This is a genomic window from Rhodococcus sp. 2H158 (assembly GCF_053764755.1).
Genome location: NZ_JBSNCE010000017.1, coordinates 98,252 through 112,972, shown reverse-complemented (window position 1 = coordinate 112,972; position 14,721 = coordinate 98,252). Strand labels below are relative to the sequence as shown.

Annotated in this window: 13 protein-coding genes; 4 read left to right on the top strand and 9 right to left on the bottom strand. The window is 70.6% G+C overall.

Annotation, left to right across the window (positions count from 1 at the left end; genetic code table 11):
• Positions 1 to 13 precede the first annotated feature (13 nt).
• Genes ilvC through ACWPOB_RS18085 form a run of 3 tightly spaced genes read right to left on the bottom strand, consistent with a single transcriptional unit; the run spans position 14 to position 3,512 of the window.
• Positions 14 to 1,015 carry a ketol-acid reductoisomerase gene (ilvC, locus tag ACWPOB_RS18095; protein WP_029544417.1) on the bottom strand — a complete coding sequence of 334 codons (1,002 nt, stop codon included), beginning with the start codon at positions 1,013 to 1,015 and terminating at the stop codon, positions 14 to 16.
• Positions 1,016 to 1,065: 50 nt separating this feature from the next.
• Complete coding sequence (ilvN, locus tag ACWPOB_RS18090; protein ID WP_006934252.1) at positions 1,066 to 1,569, bottom strand: acetolactate synthase small subunit; 504 nt, start codon at positions 1,567 to 1,569, stop codon at positions 1,066 to 1,068.
• Complete coding sequence (locus ACWPOB_RS18085; RefSeq protein WP_006934250.1) at positions 1,566 to 3,512, bottom strand: acetolactate synthase large subunit; 1,947 nt, start codon at positions 3,510 to 3,512, stop codon at positions 1,566 to 1,568. The genes ilvN and ACWPOB_RS18085 overlap by 4 nt, the downstream gene beginning before the upstream one ends.
• A 266-nt stretch (positions 3,513 to 3,778) precedes the next feature.
• Here ACWPOB_RS18085 and ACWPOB_RS18080 point away from each other — a divergent pair, with 266 nt between their 5' ends.
• Both ACWPOB_RS18080 and ilvD read left to right on the top strand, forming a co-directional pair.
• On the top strand, positions 3,779 to 4,252 hold the full coding sequence (locus ACWPOB_RS18080) for a PH domain-containing protein (protein ID WP_455401684.1): 474 nt from the start codon (positions 3,779 to 3,781) through the stop codon (positions 4,250 to 4,252).
• Between the two features lie 135 nt (positions 4,253 to 4,387).
• A complete protein-coding gene (gene ilvD / locus ACWPOB_RS18075) occupies positions 4,388 to 6,229 on the top strand; it encodes a dihydroxy-acid dehydratase (protein ID WP_455401670.1) in 1,842 nt (613 codons plus the stop codon).
• 54 nt (positions 6,230 to 6,283) lie between these two features.
• Here the strand turns inward: ilvD and ACWPOB_RS18070 are convergent, their stop codons facing one another.
• Positions 6,284 to 7,081, bottom strand: a complete 798-nt coding sequence (locus tag ACWPOB_RS18070) for a DoxX family protein (protein WP_455401669.1) — start codon at positions 7,079 to 7,081, stop codon at positions 6,284 to 6,286.
• A gap of 112 nt (positions 7,082 to 7,193) precedes the next feature.
• Between ACWPOB_RS18070 and ACWPOB_RS18065 the strand changes: the two genes are divergently transcribed.
• Positions 7,194 to 8,306 (top strand): PQQ-dependent sugar dehydrogenase, encoded by a 1,113-nt coding sequence (locus ACWPOB_RS18065; protein ID WP_455401683.1) that lies wholly within the window; start codon positions 7,194 to 7,196, stop codon positions 8,304 to 8,306.
• Positions 8,307 to 8,331: 25 nt separating this feature from the next.
• Here the strand turns inward: ACWPOB_RS18065 and ACWPOB_RS18060 are convergent, their stop codons facing one another.
• Positions 8,332 to 9,282: a linear amide C-N hydrolase gene (locus tag ACWPOB_RS18060; RefSeq protein ID WP_100058078.1), complete on the bottom strand. Its 951-nt coding sequence runs from the start codon at positions 9,280 to 9,282 to the stop codon at positions 8,332 to 8,334.
• 287 nt (positions 9,283 to 9,569) lie between these two features.
• On the opposite strand from ACWPOB_RS18060, the gene ACWPOB_RS18055 reads away from it, so the two are divergent.
• Positions 9,570 to 9,986, top strand: coding sequence for a VOC family protein (locus tag ACWPOB_RS18055; protein WP_455401668.1), 417 nt, complete (start codon positions 9,570 to 9,572; stop codon positions 9,984 to 9,986).
• A 63-nt stretch (positions 9,987 to 10,049) separates the two neighbouring features.
• Here the strand turns inward: ACWPOB_RS18055 and gatB are convergent, their stop codons facing one another.
• The 4 genes from gatB to ACWPOB_RS18035 form a co-directional block, all read right to left on the bottom strand.
• Entirely contained in the window at positions 10,050 to 11,561 is a 1,512-nt protein-coding gene (gatB, locus tag ACWPOB_RS18050) for an Asp-tRNA(Asn)/Glu-tRNA(Gln) amidotransferase subunit GatB (protein WP_455401667.1), read from the bottom strand.
• Between the two features lie 59 nt (positions 11,562 to 11,620).
• Entirely contained in the window at positions 11,621 to 12,652 is a 1,032-nt protein-coding gene (locus tag ACWPOB_RS18045) for a 6-phosphofructokinase (protein WP_006942344.1), read from the bottom strand.
• A 94-nt stretch (positions 12,653 to 12,746) separates the two neighbouring features.
• Positions 12,747 to 13,433 (bottom strand): response regulator, encoded by a 687-nt coding sequence (locus tag ACWPOB_RS18040; protein WP_065922437.1) that lies wholly within the window; start codon positions 13,431 to 13,433, stop codon positions 12,747 to 12,749.
• 9 nt (positions 13,434 to 13,442) lie between these two features.
• Complete coding sequence (locus tag ACWPOB_RS18035) at positions 13,443 to 14,657, bottom strand: sensor histidine kinase (protein ID WP_455401666.1); 1,215 nt, start codon at positions 14,655 to 14,657, stop codon at positions 13,443 to 13,445.
• Positions 14,658 to 14,721: the final 64 nt, after the last annotated feature.

The window sequence follows — 14,721 nt, the reverse complement described above, 5'->3', positions numbered from 1 at the left end:
CGGCGGGATCCGATCAGGCGGTCTCGGTGATCGGGCGGTCCACCCAGCTCATCAGGTCGCGCAGCTGCTTGCCGACGACCTCGATGCCGTGCTCGGCGTTCTTCTTGCGCAGCGACTCGAGCTCCTTGTTGCCGCCCTCGACGTTGGCGACGAGACGCTTGACGAAGGTGCCGTCCTGGATGTCCTTCAGGATCTCCTTCATGCGCTCCTTCGTGCCGGCGTCGATGACGCGCGGCCCGGAGAGGTAGCCACCGAACTCGGCGGTGTCGGACACCGAGTAGTTCATGCGGGCGATGCCGCCCTCGTACATGAGGTCGACGATGAGCTTGAGCTCGTGCAGCACCTCGAAGTACGCCATCTCCGGGGCGTAGCCGGCCTCGACCATCACGTCGAAACCGGTCTTGACCAGTTCCTCGGTGCCACCGCAGAGGACGGCCTGCTCACCGAACAGGTCGGTCTCGGTCTCTTCCTTGAAGGTGGTCTTGATGACGCCGGCCCGGGTGCCGCCGATGCCCTTGGCGTAGGACAGCGCCAGCGCCTGGCCCTCCCCCTTGGGATCCTGGTGGACGGCGATGAGGGCGGGGACGCCCTTGCCGTCGACGAACTGACGGCGCACGAGATGGCCGGGGCCCTTCGGGGCGACCATCGCGACGGTGACGAACTCCGGCGCCTCGATGAGACCGAAGTGGATGTTCAGGCCGTGGCCGAAGAACAGCGCGTCGCCGTCCTTCAGGTTCGGCGCGATGTCCTCCTTGAAGATCGACGCCTGCGCGGTGTCGGGCGCCAGCAGCATGATGACGTCCGCCCACTCGGAGACCTCGGCCGGGGTGCCGACCGCCAGGCCCGCCTCCTCCGCCTTGGCCCGCGACTTCGAGCCCTCCTTCAGACCGATGCGCACCTCGACACCGGAGTCGCGCAGGCTCAGCGAGTGCGCGTGCCCCTGGCTGCCGTAGCCGATCACCGCGACCTTGCGGCCCTGGATGATCGACAGATCGGCGTCGTCGTCGTAGAACATCTCGACTGCCACAGTTGTTACCTCTCTCAGCAAATAAGGGTGTGTTCAGGCTAACGGGTGGCCGTGATCGACTTCGGACCGCGTCCGACCGCGACGACCCCGGACTGCACGATCTCGCGGATGCCGTAGGGCTCGAGCATCCGCAGCAGGGCGTCGAGCTTGGACCGGGTACCGGTGGCCTCGATCGTGAGCGACTCGGGCGAGACGTCGATCACCTTGGCGCGGAACAGATTCACCGTCTCGATGACCTGCGTCCGCACGCTCGCGTCCGCCCGCACCTTGATCAGCAGCAGCTCGCGGGCGACCGAGGCCTCCTCTTCCTGCTCGACGATCTTGATGACGTTGACGAGCTTGTTGAGCTGCTTGGTCACCTGCTCGAGCGGGAACTCGTCGACGGTGACGACGATCGTCATCCGGGAGATCTCGGGGATCTCGGTGCCGCCCACCGCGAGGGATTCGATGTTGAAGCCGCGGCGGGAGAACAGGCTCGCCACGCGGGCCAGCACGCCCGGCTTGTCCTCGACGAGAACGCTGAGGGTGTGACTGGTGCTCACTGACGATCCTCTCCTGCTGCTGCGGCGCCGCGCTGGTCCGGGTGCTTCTCGTGCTCGAGTGCCTCGTGGATGACGGCCGGCTCGGCGGCCGCCTCGTCCTCGTCGAACAGCGGGCGGATGCCCCGCGCCGCCATGATTTCGTCGTTGCCGGTGCCCGCGGCGACCATCGGCCACACCTGGGCGTCCTTGCCGACGATGAAGTCGATGACCACCGGACGGTCGTTGATCGACTGCGCCTGGCGGATCGCGTCCTCGACCTCCTCCTCGCGCTCGACGCGGATGCCGACGCAGCCGAGAGCCTCGGCCAGCTTGACGAAGTCGGGGATGCGCAGGGTGTGGGTGGCCAGGTCCGTGTTCGAGTACCGCTCCTCGTAGAACAGCGTCTGCCACTGCCGCACCATGCCGAGGTTGCCGTTGTTGATGAGCGCGACCTTGATCGGCACACCCTCCACCGCGCAGGTCGCCAGTTCCTGGTTGGTCATCTGGAAGCAGCCGTCGCCGTCGATGGCCCACACCTCGGCGTCGGGCACGCCCATCTTGGCGCCCATGGCCGCCGGAACGGCGTAGCCCATGGTGCCCAGGCCGCCGGAGTTGAGCCAGGTGCGTGGCTTCTCGTAGTCGATGAACTGCGCGGCCCACATCTGGTGCTGGCCGACGCCGGCGCAGTAGATCGCGTCCGGTCCGGCGAGCTTGCCGACCTTCTGGATCACGAACTCCGGCGAGAGCATGCCGTCGGCGGGCCGGTCGTAGCTGAGCGGGTAGGTGCGGCGGATCCCGTCGAGGTACTCCCACCACTGGGCGTACTCGAGCGTGGTGCCCGTGGCGAGATCCGCACGGATCGCCTCGATCAGCTCGACGATCACCTCCTTGCAGTCACCCACGATCGGCACATCGGCGTGCCGGTTCTTGCCGATCTCGGCCGGGTCGATGTCCGCGTGGATGACCTTCGCGCCGGGCGCGAACGAGTCGAGCTGACCGGTGACGCGGTCGTCGAACCGCGCGCCGAGCGTGATCAGCAGATCGGACTTCTGCAGGGCGGCGACCGCCGCGACGGTGCCGTGCATGCCGGGCATGCCGCAGTTGAGCCGGTGGGTGTCGGGGAACGCACCGCGCGCCATGAGCGTCGTGACGACCGGGATGCCGGTGAGCTCGGCCAGCTCGAGCAGCTCCGGAGAGGCCTCGGCCTTGATGACACCGCCGCCGATGTACAGCACGGGCGACTTCGCCTCGGCGATCAGGCGGGCGGCCTCACGGACCTGCTTGCCGTGCGGCTTGGTGACGGGACGGTAGCCGGGCAGGTGCATCTCCGGCGGCCAGCTGAAGGTGGTCTGGGCCTGCAGGATGTCCTTCGGGATGTCCACGAGCACCGCGCCGGGACGGCCGGACGCGGCCAGGTAGAACGCCTCGGCGAGGACGCGGGGGATCTCGGCACCGTCGGTCACGAGGAAGTTGTGCTTGGTGATCGGCATGGTGATGCCCGAGATGTCCGCCTCCTGGAAGGCGTCGGTGCCGATCAGACCGCGGCCGACCTGGCCCGTGATCGCCACGACGGGGACGGAGTCCATCTGCGCGTCGGCGAGCGGGGTCACGAGGTTGGTGGCGCCGGGACCGGAGGTGGCCATGCACACGCCGACCTTGCCGGAGGCCTGGGCGTATCCGGTCGCGGCGTGGCCGGCGCCCTGCTCGTGGCGGACCAGCACGTGCCGGACCTTCTGCGAGTCGAACAGCGGGTCGTAGACGGGGAGGATCGCACCGCCCGGAATGCCGAATACCGTGTCGACTTCGAGCTCCTCGAGGGCCCGGACCACCGACTGTGCGCCGGTGACCCGCTCGGGGGCGACCTGACGACGGTTACCGGACTGGGTGGCCGCGGCCGCGGGCGACGGGGCTGCGGCCCCGGGCTTGCGCGGCGAAGGTTGAGGCCTTGCGGTTGGTGCGCTCACTGCGATTCCTCTGGTTCTGGCTCCGGGCAACAAAAAACCCCCGTCAGCAGCATCTGCTGTACGAGGGTGGCGCGTCGTGGGCGAGTTGCGAGAAGCGGCTCAGGCGACGACGCGCCGGCCGATTACGAGCAACCCATTCTGATTCACGCGCTCGACGGTAGGCGCGCGAACGTCCGACAGTCAACTTGGTTCGGTCACCTGTCCCAGAATGTGAGATGCCTCGGCTGCAATGGGAAGATGGTGAGGTGTCATCTCCACAGCAGCCCGTGCCACCACGCCCATCATCCCATACGCCCGAACAGCAGCCGCAGGTCATCCAGATTTCCCGGCTCGCGCTGCTCGCGTGTGGGTTCGTGCTGCTCGGAGTGGCCTCCCCGGCCCTGGCCTGGCCCGCCGCGTTCGGCTGGATGGTGGTGATTCCGTTCCTGGTCGGCGCGTGGGTGCTGCGGGTGCGCACCGTCGTCGGGCCCGAGGGCATCACCGCCCGGTCCGCGTTCTCGACCCGGACCCTCGCCTGGGACGAACTCGACGGCCTGCGATTCCCCAAGCGGGGCTGGGCGCGCGCCCGCCGCACCGACGGCACCGAGGTACCCCTGCCGGTCGTCACGTTCGGCCGTCTCCCCCAGCTCGCCGCCGGCAGCGGCGGTCGCATCACCGACCCGTATGCGGCCGCGCGCGACGCGGAGGCACGGGAGCAGGCCGCGGACACCGAGCCGGACGCGGACGTCGAGTCGAAATAGCACACGAGTAAATTCGAAGCCGCCCAGGCCCGCTCCTGCCCCGCCCGGCGGAGCCCGGTCCCCGGCGTCGCCGCGCCCGCGCAGCACCCAGCGCAGCACATAGCCCCGAAGCAGCCCTAGCCCCCGAGGAACCCGATGCCCCCGTTGAGGTCACGCACCACCACCGCCGGACGCAACGCCGCCGGGGCCCGCGCCCTGTGGCGCGCCACCGGCATGACCGACTCCGACTTCGGCAAGCCGATCGTCGCGATCGCGAACTCCTACACGCAGTTCGTGCCCGGCCACGTCCACCTCAAGGACGTCGGCGAGATCGTCGCCGAGGCGGTGCGGGCCGCCGGCGGTGTGCCGCGCGAGTTCCACACCATCGCCGTCGACGACGGCATCGCCATGGGCCACGGCGGCATGCTGTACTCGCTGCCCAGCCGCGAGATCATCGCCGACTCGGTGGAGTACATGGTCAATGCGCACACCGCCGACGCGCTGGTGTGCATCTCCAACTGCGACAAGATCACCCCCGGCATGCTCAATGCCGCGATGCGCCTGAACATCCCGACGGTGTTCGTCTCGGGCGGCCCGATGGAGGCCGGCAAGGCGGTGGTCGTCGGCGGTGTCGCGCAGGCCCCCACCGACCTGATCACCGCGATCTCGGCGTCGGCCAACGACGCCGTCAGCGACGACGGCCTCGACGAGGTCGAGCGCAGCGCCTGCCCCACGTGCGGGTCGTGCTCGGGCATGTTCACCGCGAACTCCATGAACTGCCTGACCGAGGCGCTCGGACTGGCACTGCCCGGCAACGGGTCGACGCTGGCCACCCACGCGGCACGCCGGGCGCTGTTCGAGCGAGCCGGCACCACGGTCGTCGAGGCGGCGCTGCGCTGGTACCGGGACGAGGACTCGTCGGTTCTGCCGCGCAACATCGCCTCCCCCGCCGCGTTCCGCAACGCCATGGCGCTCGACGTCGCGATGGGCGGCTCGACCAACACCGTGCTGCACACGCTCGCCGCGGCGCAGGAGGGCGAGGTCGACTTCGACCTCGGCACGATCGACGCCATCAGCCGCAAGGTGCCGTGCCTGGCGAAGGTCTCCCCCAACTCGGACTACCACATGGAAGACGTCCACCGGGCCGGTGGCATCCCCGCGATCCTCGGCGAGCTGCGCCGCGCCGGGCTGCTCGAGACGGACGTGACCACGGTCCACACGACGAGCTTCGACGAGTGGCTCGATACGTGGGACGTGCGCTCCGGCAAGGCCTCCGACGAGGCGATCGAGCTGTTCCACGCGGCCCCCGGCGGCGTCCGCACCACCGAGCCGTTCTCCACCGGCAACCGCTGGTCGTCGCTGGACACGGACGCCGCAGCCGGCTGCATCCGGGACGTCGAGCACGCCTACACCGTCGAGGGCGGACTGGTCGTCCTGCGCGGCAACCTCGCCCCGGACGGCGCGATCCTCAAGACCGCCGGCATCGACGAGGACCTGTTCACCTTCGAGGGCCCGGCGCTGGTCGTCGAGTCGCAGGAGGAGGCCGTGTCGGTGATCCTCGGCAAGAAGGTGCAGCCCGGGGACGTCGTCGTGGTCCGTTACGAGGGACCGTCGGGCGGGCCGGGCATGCAGGAGATGTTGCATCCCACCGCGTTCCTGAAGGGCGCGGGACTGGGCAAGCAGTGCGCCCTGATCACCGACGGCCGGTTCTCCGGCGGCACCTCGGGACTGTCGATCGGCCACATCTCGCCCGAGGCGGCGTCCGGCGGCGTCATCGGTCTGCTCGAGAACGGCGACCGGATCCGCATCGACGTCCCCTCGCGCACCCTCGAGGTCCTCGTCGACGACGCCGTCCTCGCCGAGCGGCGCGCCAAGATGGAGGCTTCGGAGCGCCCGTGGCTGCCGGTCGACCGGCAGCGCACGGTCACCACCGCCCTGCGCGCCTACGCCGCGTTGGCCACCTCGGCCGACAAGGGTGCAGTCCGCCGGGTGCCGTAGGCACCGGTGCGTCCTTTGGGCTGTTCCTGCCGCCCGAAGGACGCACCGCCCGCGTCAGCGGCCGAATATCCAGAGGCAGACCCCACCCGCGACGCCGAGCAGCAGCGCGACGAACGAGCCGGCGAACGGCCGGGTCGCCCAGCCGCGGGTGCCGTCGACCGCGACCCGACCGGGACCGGTCAGCACGATCACCGCGGCGGCGGCCGCGAGCAGGGTCTCGTACTCGACCCCGTCCGGCGCGAAGTACTGCAGTCCCGGCTCGGCGGACTGCCGGAACAACCACGCGTTGATCATGATCGCCAGCACGGCGGCGGCGGCGAGCGGGGTGAGCAGCCCGAGGATCAGCAGCGCTCCGGCCGCCACCTCCCCCACCGCACCGAGCACCGCGAGCAGGGCCGGGCGCTGGTAGCCCGCGTCGGCGAGCATCGCCTCGAACCCGTCCATGCCGGGGCCGCCCCACAACCCTGTCAGCTTCTGCACCCCGTGCACCACCATCGTGCCGCCGACGACGAGCCGCAGCACGAGCAACCCCAGGTCCAGTGTGCCGCGGCGCGCCTTCGCCGGCCCGGCCGCGGCACCGGCCTCCGCGCCGATCGGCGCCGCGACGGCGCCCGCGGGCTCGTACCGGTGCATCTGCTCGGTGGGGGCGACGTCGGAGTCTGCGTACCCGTACTGCGCGGGGCCGCGCCGCTCGAAGGCGGAGTTGTCGAGATCGAGGTCGTCATCGGACTCGAGCATCGACGAGCGGGGGCGCTGCAGCTCCAGGGTGGGATTGTCGTAGGGACTCGACACCGGCTCCGCGGCATCCTGCGGCGTCGGCTCCGGGACGTGGTCTTTCGCCTTGTCGGTCACCGAACCAGGGTAGGTCGCCCGGGTGGGCCGACCCGGGAACCGAGTCGGGGCGCGCCGCCCCGGTAACGTCATGGTCATGACGAGGCGCGCGAGAGTCGGTGGGTCGCGACGGATGCGAGCGACGGTCGCGTCGATCGTGGGTCTGCTCGCCCTCACCACCTCGTGTGCCCGGTTCGACGACGCGACCACCACGCCGTTCACGCCGGAGCCGAGCTTCGACGCGGGCGCCGAACTCGAACCGCTCGAGCCCCCGACGACGACCACGACGCCGGGCGCACCGCCGACACCGCCGGGCCCGTGTCAGGACCCGGACCCCGCGGTGGTCGCCACGTGCCTCGACACCACGGGAGGGCTGGTCACCATGCCGGACGGCGGCTCCGCTCTCGTCGCGGAGCGGCGCACGGGCCGGATCCTGCGGGTGGCACCGCGCACGGAACCGGTGGAAGTGGCCACCGTGCCGGTCGACGGTTCCGGCGACGGCGGGCTGCTCGATCTCGCGCTGTCGCCGACCTTCGACGAGGATCGGCTGCTCTACGCCTACATCACCACCCCGACCGACAACCGCGTCGTGCGGCTCGCCGCGGGCGACGTCCCGAAGCCCGTGTTCACCGGCATCCCGCGGGGAGCGAGCGGGAACGCGGGCGCGCTCGAGTTCACCTCACCCACCGACCTGGTGGTGCTCACCGGCGACGCCGGGAATCCGGCCGGGGCCGCCGATCCGGCGTCGCTCGCCGGGAAGTTGCTGCGGATGCCCCTGCCGGCGCCGGGCGCGGCCGCGGCGCCGTCGGTCGTGCTCTCGGGGATCGGAACGGCCGGCGACGTGTGCCGGGATCCCGCCGGGAACCTGTGGGTCACCGACCGCACCGCGCTCGAGGACCGGCTGCAGCGTGTCGGTGTGGACGGCGCGGTGGGCGCGTCCCCCGCCTGGACGTGGCCCGAGCGTCCGGGCGTGGCCGGATGCGCGGCCGGTGCGGACGCGGTCGCGGTGTCGCTGACGGACGGCAAGGCGGTTGCGGTGGTCGCCATCGATCCGGGAACAGGGGCGGTGACGGCGGCGCCCGTGCCGGCGGTGCAGGACCGCTACGGCCGTCTCGGCGGCGCGTCGGCGGGCGGCGACGGGCAGCTGTGGGTGTCCACCGTCAACAAGGCCGGCGGCGAACCGGGCCCGAACGACGATCGGGTCGTGCTGATCCAGTTCCCCGCCGGCGGGGGCGGCTTCGACTAGCCGGAACCGTTCGGCTCGGGGTCCTTCACGACAGCGTGAAGGGCGGCTCGGCCGCGTCGGTGAACGCGCCGCTCACGTTGCCCAGCAGGCCCGGTTTCGCGAGGTCGAGCTTGCGGCAGGTCGAGAAGTCCATGTCGGCCGACCGGGTCCACACGATGTTCGGGCTGAACGACGATTCGAACATGTACAGCCCCTCGGTCAGGTCCGTCAGGGTGCGCCAGATCGTCATCGAGATGTTCGGCCGTTGCGGATCGGGTTCGCCGAACGGCTGCGCGACATTGCGCATGACGCTGAGCAGCGCCGCATACGCACGAGCCGGCGTCTCCACGGCGGGCAGCCGGTCGAGATAGTAGCTTGCCCGGACGAAGCGGTCGGACGCCTCCGTGGTGCCGGGCAGCGGCTCGGATCCCCCGAAACCGGTGAAGCTCTTCCGGAGCTCGATCTGCTCGTCGTACGGCGGTGAGTTCGTCATGACGGTGTTCGCGCGGCCGTGGTGTACCCGCAGCGTTCCACCGATGTGCTCGAGGATCAGGGAGTCACCGCTCGCGTCCTCGAGGGCCAGATGCACGGTCGCGGGACGCTGGGAGCGCGGCTCGATCAACGGTCGGACCTGGAAGGGCCGGTCGGCCATCAGGGCGAGGCACTCGTCGACGGTGCCGCACAGGTCCAGGAAGATCTGCGGCCACAGGGACACCGCGAGCGCGGGCAGTTCCGGGTCCCGTTCCCCGAAGTCCGCCTCCGCGAGCCACAGCACGTGGGCGGCCAGGCCGCGCTCGTTGATCCCGTCGCTCGTGGCGTTGTCCCAGACGGCGGCCACGAGACTGCCGTACCGGGCCGTCCAGGTCATCGGGTCGGGATCCCGGTCGTGCCCGATCCTGTCGACCCCGCGCGGAAGTGACCACAGGTTCGTGTCCATCTCCTCGCGCCAGTCCATGTTCCGGCCGACGAGAACGCCGTGCCCGCTTCCGGTCCACATTGCCCGAGTGCACATTGATCCTCCACGATGTCCGACGAGAAATCCGGCCGCCCGTGCGCCGTGAGCGTCGACCCGCTCCCCACGACGACAGTGACAATACGGACGTTTCGGTCGAATCTCAGCATTTTCGCGGCGGATCCACCCGCACCCGCACCCGCGAGGGTCCGGATTACCCGAATTCCGCTGTGTTGCAATTGCTTCCGGAACACTCCCCCGTTCGAGCCGGGACGGTGCAACAATGTCGCCGATCGGTCCGAAGCAGTGGCACGCCCGAGGGAGGGGCCCGCATGACCACACGCCTGAATCCGTACATCAGCTTTCGCGACAATGCCCGCCAGGCCATGGAGTTCTACCGATCCGTGTTCGGCGGCGAATTGACCGTGAGCACGTTCGCGGAGATGCACGCGAGCGACGACCCGTCCGAGCAGGACAAGATCATGCATTCGATGCTGGCGAGCCCGAACGGTCTCGTCCTGATGGCGGCGGACACCCCCAACCAGATGAGCCACAACCCGGGGGACAACATCTCGATCTCGCTCAGCGGCGACGACGAGGCCGAGCTGCGTGGCTACTGGGACAAGCTGAGCGACGGCGGAACCATCGCCATGCCGCTCGAGCGAGCACCGTGGGGCGACCAGTTCGGCATGTGCACCGACAAGTTCGGCATCCAGTGGATGGTGAACATCGCCGGCGATTCGCAGTAGTCACACGGGCGGCCTGCCATCCCGGCAGGCCGCCCCCCGTGGAAGAACCTCTCGTGGAGGAACTCAGCTGCAGGCGGCGAGCACGAGCTCCTTGACCAGGGCCGGGTCGGCCTGGCCGCGGGTGGCCTTCATCACGTCGCCGACGATCTTGCCGGCCGCCTGGACCTTGCCGCTGCGGATCTTGTCGGCGATGTCGGGGTTGGCGGCCAGCGCCTTCTCCACCTCCGACTTGATGAGCGAATCGTCGCGCACGACCACGAGTTCGGGGTGCGCAGCGAGGATCTGCTTCGGGTCGCCCTCACCGGCGAGGACGTAGTCGACGACCTTGCGGGCGAGCTTGTTGGTGAGCGTGCCGTCGGCGACGAGGGCGATCACCTGCGCGACCTGCTCCGGGGTGATCGGCAGCTCGACGAGCTCGACGCCGCGGGTGTTGGCCTGCTGGGCCAGGTAGGCGACCCACCAGGACCGGGACTCGGAGGCGGGGGCGCCGGCCTCGGTGGTGGCGATGATCAGATCCAGGGCGCCGGCGTTGACGAGGTCGCGCATCTCCTCGTCGGAGATGCCCCACTCGGCCTGGATCCGGGCGCGCCGCAGCCACGGCAGCTCGGGCAGGGTGGCGCGCAGGTCCTCGATCCACTCCGCGCTCGGGGCGATCGGTTCGAGGTCCGGTTCCGGGAAGTAGCGGTAGTCCTCCGCGGTCTCCTTGCGCCGGCCCGGCGAGGTGGTGCCGTCGGCCTCCTGGAAGTGCCGGGTCTCCTGGATCACCGTGCCGCCCGCGGTCAGGACCGCGGCCTGGCGGCGCATCTCGTACCGCACGGCGACCTCGACCGACTTGAGCGAGTTGACGTTCTTCGTCTCGGTACGGGTGCCGAACTCCGCCGCTCCGATCGGGTTGAGGGAGAGGTTGGCGTCGCAGCGCATCGAGCCCTGGTCCATGCGCACGTCGGACACGTCGAGGGCCTTCAGCAGGTCCCGCAGCGCGGTGACGTAGGCGCGGGCGACCTCGGGGGCGCGCTCGCCGGCACCGACGATCGGCTTGGTGACGATCTCGATGAGCGGCACCCCGGCGCGGTTGTAGTCGAGCAGCGAGTGGCTCGCCCCGTGGATGCGGCCCGTGGCGCCACCGACGTGCAGCGACTTGCCGGTGTCCTCCTCCATGTGCGCGCGCTCGATCTCCACGCGCCACGTGGTGCCGTCGTCGAGGACCACCTCCAGGTAGCCGTCGGTGGCGATCGGCTCGTCGTACTGCGAGATCTGGTAGTTCTTCGGCTGGTCCGGGTAGAAGTAGTTCTTCCGCGCGAACCGGCCCCACGGCGTGATCGAGCAGTTCAGCGCCAGGCCGATGCGGATCGCCGACTCCACCGCCGCCTGGTTGACGACGGGCAGCGAGCCGGGCAGGCCGAGGCACACCGGGCACACCTGCGTGTTGGGTTCGGCCCCGAACGTGGTCGGGCACGGGCAGAACATCTTGGTGGCGGTGTGCAGCTCGACGTGCACCTCCATGCCCATCACGGGCTCGAACTTCGCGAGCACCTCGTCGTAGGCGAGCAGATCATCGGACATGGCGGCAGTCATGCGCTCGATTTTAGACGGTGCCGCCATGCGGCGAACCGGCCCTCACGCGCGGCGTGACCTCACCCGAAGATGATCCGCATCTCCTCGTAGCGGTCCTTCGGCACCCGCTTGTGGTTGGCGAGCGCCTCGTCGAAACCGACCCGGGCGATGTCGGTTCCGTGCAGCGCCACCATGTGCCCCCACTCCTCGTCGGCGACGAGATCGGTGACCGCCATGCCCAGGCGGGTGGCGAGCACCCGGTCGAAGGCCGTGGGCACGCCGCCGCGCTGGATGTAGCCCAGGATCGTGGCGCGGGTCTGGATGCCGGTGCGCTCCTCGATCATCGGGGCGAGGACGTCGGCGATGCCGCCGAGCCGCGGCCGGTCGAACTCGTCGCGCCCCTTGTCGGAGTACGCCTCGGTCATCTCCGGCAGGGTGAATCCCTCCGCGACCACCACCATGGGGGCCCGGCCGCGGTCGCGGACGCTGGTGACCCATTCGCAGATCTGCTCGATGCTCTCGGGCTGTTCGGGGATGAGGATGGCGTGGGCACCCCCGGCGGTGCCGGAGTGCAGCGCGATCCATCCCGCCTCCCGGCCCATCACCTCGAGGACCATGCAGCGCTTGTGCGAGTTGCCGGTGGTGCGCAGCCGGTCGATCGCCTCGGTCGCGATCTCGACGGCGGTGTCGAAGCCGAAGGTGTAGTCCGTCTGGCCGAGGTCGTTGTCGATGGTCTTCGGCACCCCGACGATCCGGATGCCCTCCTCGAACAGCCGCTTGGACGCGGCGGCCGTGCCCTCGCCGCCGATGGCGATCACGGCGTCGACGCCCATGCGCTCGAGCGTGCGGGCGATGTTCTCCGCGCCGCCGTTCGGTCCCTGATAGGGGCCGAACCGGCTGGTGCCGAGAATGGTGCCGCCCTGATGCGACAATCCCCGGACCTTGCTGCGATCCAAGGGGATTGCGTCACCTTCCACCAAACCACGCCAGCCGTCGAGGAATCCGACGAACTCCTGGCCGTAGACGGTCCTGCCCTTGAGGACCGCTCCGCGGATCACCGCGTTCAGGCCGGGGCAGTCCCCGCCGCTGGTGAGAATGCCGATGCGCGTCATCCGTACCTCCGTGCCGGTCGTGCAGGTTGTCGGTGGCTCTCCCGGCAATACTGCCCCGGCGCGGCGCCCGCGGCATCCCGATCACGGGCGCCGCTCACCCCGGCACGACCAGTCCGGACTCGTACGCCAGTACCACCGCCTGCGCCCGGTCCCGCAGGTTCAGCTTCCCGAGCACCTTCCCCACGTGTGTCTTGACCGTCTGCTCCGCGACGAACAGGTGAGCGGCGATCTCCTGGTTCGACAGCCCGCGGGCGATCAGCTCGAGCACCTCGCGTTCGCGCGGGGTGAGCACGTCGAGCGCCCGATCGCGGCCGCGGCGCGGCGACCGCCGGCGGGTGACGTCCGCGATGAGGCGGCGCGTGACGGTCGGCGCGAGCAGCGCCTGGCCGTCGGCGACGACGCGGACCGCCCGGATCAGTTCGTCGGCGGGCGCGTCCTTGAGCAGGAACCCGCTGGCGCCCAGGCCCAGTGCCTCGTAGACGTAGTCGTCGATGTCGAAGGTGGTGAGCATCAGCACACGTGTCGGCGGATCGGTGCGCCCGGCGAGGATGTGCCGGGCCGCGTCGAGTCCGTTCATCTCGGGCATCCGCACGTCCATCAGGACCACGTCGGGTCGCAGGCGGGCCGCCTCCGCGACGGCCCGCCGGCCGTCCGGGGCGTCGCCGACCACGCTGATGTCGGGTTGGGCGGCGAGGAGGGCGCCGAAGCCCTGCCGCACCATGGCCTGGTCGTCGGCGATCAACACGGTGATGGGGGTCGCGGCTGCGCTCGGGTCCGTCACGGCCTCAGCCTAGGCCGCCGGGACGCGCGGCAGCTGCGCTCGCACCTCGAATCCACCGCCCGGGACGGGGTGGGCCACGAGCTGCCCTCCGACCGACAGCGCCCGGTCGACCATGCCGCGGATGCCGTTCCCGCCGCCGCGGTCCCCCGGTCCGGGCTCCGCGCGCCCGGGGCCGTTGCGCACGGTCACGCTCACCTCGTCCGGTCCGTACGCCACGCCGACCTGGACCGGTGCCCCGGAGGCGTGCCGGGCGGCGTTGGCGAGCGACTCCTGCAGGATGCGGTACACCGTGAGCGCGGTGGCGTCGGAGACACCCGCCGGGTCACCGTCCACCGCGGTGGACAGGACCATCCCGGCGCGCCGCGCCCCCTCGAACAGGTCGCCGAGCCGGTCGAGGCCGGGCTGGGGAGCCTGCGCCCGTTCGTCGCCGGCGCCGCTGCCGTCGGCGAGGTTGTCGCTCCGGAGCACGCCGAGCATGCCGCGCACCTCGTTGAGCGCCTCGCGCGCGGTCGCCCCGATGGATTCGAACTCCGCGCGCACCGGTTCGGGGACCTCGGGCAGGCGGTACGGGGCGCTCTGCGCCTGCACCACGACGAGGGACATGTGGTGCGCGACGATGTCGTGCAGGTCGCGGGCGATGCGGGCCTTCTCCTCGAGGATCGCGCGGCGGGCCCGCTCGAGTTCGCTGACCTCCTCCTGCCGGGCCAGCTGACGCCGGGAGAGCACGAGCCACCGCACGAGCAGACCGAACACCGCCATCGCGGTCAGGCCGAGCGCCCAGCCCCAGCCGTTCTGCCCCGGCACGTGGGTGAAGAACAGCACCACGGTGGCAGCCCACACGAGCCCGGCGACCTGCAGGGACGCGCGCATGCTCACCGCGACGAGCAGCGCGCACAGCACGAGGATGTGCACCACCTGCCAGGGATAGTCGTAGCCGGGGACGAGGTCGAAGGCGCGCGGGATCGCCAGCGCGGCCCCGGCCGAGACCGCCCACCCGAGGGCGGGATCGGTCCGGATCGCCACGAACGGCCCGGCCGCGAGCGCCGCGACGACGGGCATCAGCGGTGCGGGCACCTCGTGGGTGAGGTGCAACGTGGGCCACGCGACCGCGTACAGGATCAGCGTCGCCGCCACGATCGCGATCGTCCACCAGCGGCCTCGGCCGCGTTCTCTCGTCCAGCGCACGGCACCACGGTAGGCACGGGACGCCCGCACTGTCGTCATACCAGGGGGTGAGATCCGCCTGGCTCCGTGGGGGCAGACGGCCGCGGCCGGACCGCTCCGTCGC